We start from the raw sequence: 3,431 nt of genomic DNA on the forward strand, positions 1-3,431 counted from the left end.
CTGGCAGACAAGAGACTCTCCCTTGGGCGTCGTTTGTGCAAGATGCCTGAGGGAGATCCCCTCCGCTACATCACGCAAGCTGCTCAAAACGCCCCGAATTCCCATCGATTTACGTGCTCACGCTCAGCTAGAGCCTGGACTTGCTATGAGCAAGGGCGCGAGGCGGTAGGCGGCGAATGGACTCACCGTGTTGCCAGATACGCAACACACGGCTGACGGACACCGTAACGCCAGCGGGCAGAAAACGACCCATTGGCACGGACCAGGCCTATCACGCCTCGCGACGTGACGTGACGGCCTTCCTTGCGAAGGCCGTCAGACGATCACTCACTGCGCCTCGTCTCTTTCAGGAGGCTCGGCGCAGAGTCGAGGTGGAATCCTTCGAATGGCACACTGTTTTTGTGCTCCTGCAACTTCCACGACCTGCGTGCGTTCGGTGCGCCACCGTCTACACGAATGCAGGTGCCAGTGATGAAAGACGCCGCGGGCGAAAGAAGGAATACGATTGCTGCCGAGAGTTCCGCCACGGTTCCATAGCGCTGCGCGGGTATTGTCTTCGTGTAGTTCAGAAGCGTTCAGCTGCCTCGCCAGAATAGTTGTCGAATCCGCTCGACGCGATAAGCCCAGGTGCCACGCTGTTCACCCGGACACCTGAAGCCGCCCATTCGCATGCTGCGCTCTCGGTAAGGGAATGCATGGCGGCGCGCGCGGCTCCAGAATGTGCGACGCCGGGCAGCCCGTTCCACATGTCCGCTGTAATGTTGACGATCGCGCCGCCGTGCTTTTCCATCCAGCGGTTGTACACCTCGCGCATGAAAATAAACCCGCCCACCAGATTGTTACGCACTACCGCTTCAAAGCCTTTGGTCGGAATGGCCTTCAGGTGTGACCAAAACTGTCCACCCGCGTTGTTGACAAGCGCATCAATGCGGCCATGAGCAGCCAGCACCGACTCGATGGTTGCTATCACGGTGGCATCGTCGCGAATGTCACAAACATACGACGACACGAGGCCATCTGCGGCCTCAATTCGGCCTTTACCCGTTCGAGCTTCTCTGGATTGCGACCAACGATCACAACTCGTGCACCGAGCGCCGCCAGTTCATGCGCCGTGCAACGCCCGATGCCACTGCCGCCACCCGTCACGACAATGACCTGGCCTTCGAACAGCGCTTCCTTGAAGATCGACTGGTAGCGCGCGACACCGCCATGCGAACGATGAATCATAGGGTCCCCTGGTCTGTAGCGCGTCGCTCCTGTGTGATGGCACGCGCAGTGTTTCTGAAGCGGGATAAGCTGAGTTCCGGGAAGAAGCTCAAACGGCCAGACGACGTCTTGCCGCGTGCCGTCGTCGATCCAGGAAAGCTCGACGACCAGAATATGGCCCCACACAAACAAGGGCACCTATCCGATTGAGGGGACTCTCAACGAAGCGTGGCGCAAGAGCATCCTCACGGATCTTTGCGCGTCCCCGAATTGGCGCATTTTGATCAAACGACTCATGCGCGTCATGACGTTGCCCGTCTGTGTGTACTACCGCCTTCATCGCCACAACGGCGAGATAGTCCGCACGCGTTGCCTGCCTCTCCAAGAAAACCGGCGGCGCAGCAGCCCAGTACGCTCTACCGCTTTCTATTGGGAGGAGGGTAGATTCAAAAGCTTGCTCAACGGCTTCAGTGGGCCTATTGGGAGGAGCGAGAATGTCATCAGGTGTGCTTTCCCCAAGGGAAGTGCTTCGAGCATTTCATGTGCTTGAGCCACATACGTAACGTTCAGGATGAACTCCACCCCGGCTCGATCTTGCAGCGAATACCACTGGTCAATCTTGCCTTCGAGGTAGAGCTGCGCCGTCTCGCGAACTTCGGTGGATTCCGGTTGAGTGAGCTGGCGGCGTCGCTTGCTGTCAGCGAACGCACGCTCAATCGCCGTTTCAAGGAAGCCGTCGGGCTCGCACCATTGACGTATCTGCAGAATCTGCGCATCGAGGTCGCGAAACGGTTGCTGGAAACGCGGCCAATTGGGCTTGAGGCGGTCAGTCAGCGTGTCGGTTACGGCGATATCAGCACATTCCGGCAATTGTTCAAGCGGAAGACCGAGTTGTCGCCGAGTGAATATCAAATGCGGTTTTCGCGTGCCACGGCGGTGAATGCAGAAGGCGAGTTGCGCCGCAGTCGCGGCTGAGATCTTGCGAGTTCATCACGCCACCGCCCTCGTCATTCCCTCCAATACTGTTTCCACGTCGCCGAAGACCATCATGCTCTGGTCTATCAACGGCGATCTCGGCATCAGCCTAAACATCAACTGGCTCACTGCGCTGACTTCTCTTTCGCGCCGCACTGTCCTTTTGTATCCCAACGTATCAAGAACATAAAAGGATACGCACGCTTACACACCACCGACTTTCGGACATGAGCGGGATACGTTCTTCCGCTCAAATACGCCCATCGCGAGCAGAACGCCGTACCGCAGAAATTGGGCTTACCGAGGTAGTGCATATGCAACTCGAGAACGAAACCGTTGAACTGGACCGCACAGCGGATGAATCGCTGAGTAGCCGGATCGCGCGCAATTGTCTGCTGACACGTGCCCGACAGATTTCCCGCGTCTTGACCTCCATCTATGACGATGCGATGCGCCCGTTCGGCATTGTGGCGCCGCAGTTTTCGCTGCTCGTGCTGATCGCGGAGTTCGGGCCCATTAGCCGCTCGGACCTCAGCCGAAGGAACCACCACGAGCGATCGACGCTGACAAGGAATCTGCAGCCGCTGATCGCGCAGGGCTGGGTTGCCGAAGGTGTCCCGGCGAGCGGCGGTCGAAGACGCCCGCTCTCGCTCACGCACGAAGGCAAGACGCTGCTCAATAGCGCTGCGAGCGCGTGGTCGGCTGCACAGCGCCACGCGACGCACCTCCTCGGCGAAGGCGGCGCTCATGAGCTCGCGAATATTGCGCGCGAATTGCCACTGCGCTTGAACTGAAATTTTTCGATCGATGTTGCATATGCAACATCGACCAACGCCAGGTACCCATCCCCCTCGTCGAGGAGTCTGTCATGAAAGTCGTCAAAGCCGCCGCCGTCCAGTTCAGCCCGGTGCTCTATAGCCGTGAAGCAACCGTCGCCAAGGTCGTGCAGAAGATCCACGAACTCGGCCAGAAAGGCGTGCAGTTCGCCACCTTCCCCGAAACGGTCGTGCCTTATTACCCTTACTTTGCGGCCGTCCAGACGGGCATCGAGCTTCTGTCGGGCACCGAACATCTGCGCCTGCTCGAGCAGGCCGTGACCGTGCCGTCCGCCGCTACCGACGCAATCGGAGAAGCCGCGCGAAACGCCGGCATGGTTGTGTCCATTGGCGTCAATGAACGCGACGGCGGCACGCTGTACAACACACAATTGCTTTTCGATGCCGACGGCACGCTGATCCAGCGCCGCCGCA

General features: G+C 58.9%; 3 protein-coding genes and 1 pseudogene. 3 read left to right on the forward strand and 1 reads right to left on the reverse strand.

Annotated features, from left to right (window positions below; translation table 11 throughout):
- Positions 1-323 precede the first annotated feature (323 nt).
- A pseudogene (locus tag AB4Y32_RS40070) lies at positions 324-1,227 on the reverse strand (SDR family oxidoreductase).
- Between the two features lie 519 nt (positions 1,228-1,746).
- Here AB4Y32_RS40070 and AB4Y32_RS40075 point away from each other — a divergent pair.
- The 3 genes from AB4Y32_RS40075 to AB4Y32_RS40085 all read left to right on the forward strand — a co-directional run.
- A complete protein-coding gene (locus AB4Y32_RS40075) occupies positions 1,747-2,181 on the forward strand; it encodes a helix-turn-helix domain-containing protein (protein WP_368726525.1) in 435 nt (144 codons plus the stop codon).
- Positions 2,182-2,495: 314 nt separating this feature from the next.
- Positions 2,496-2,975 (forward strand): MarR family winged helix-turn-helix transcriptional regulator, encoded by a 480-nt coding sequence (locus AB4Y32_RS40080; RefSeq protein ID WP_368726526.1) that lies wholly within the window; start codon positions 2,496-2,498, stop codon positions 2,973-2,975.
- 74 nt (positions 2,976-3,049) lie between these two features.
- Positions 3,050-3,431, forward strand: a 382-nt coding sequence (locus AB4Y32_RS40085; protein ID WP_368726527.1) for a nitrilase-related carbon-nitrogen hydrolase, incomplete at its 3' end; no start/stop codon positions are given.

Source organism: Paraburkholderia phymatum, from assembly GCF_040965635.1.
GTDB classification, from domain to species: Bacteria; Pseudomonadota; Gammaproteobacteria; order Burkholderiales; family Burkholderiaceae; genus Paraburkholderia; species Paraburkholderia phymatum_B.

What these genes read in the sequence shown, in the direction of transcription:
- AB4Y32_RS40080 (WP_368726526.1), top strand. Translation starts at nt 2,496, where the DNA reads ATGCAACTCGAGAACGAAACCGTTGAACTGGACCGCACAGCGGATGAA.
- AB4Y32_RS40075 (WP_368726525.1), top strand. Translation starts at nt 1,747, where the DNA reads ATGTGCTTGAGCCACATACGTAACGTTCAGGATGAACTCCACCCCGGC.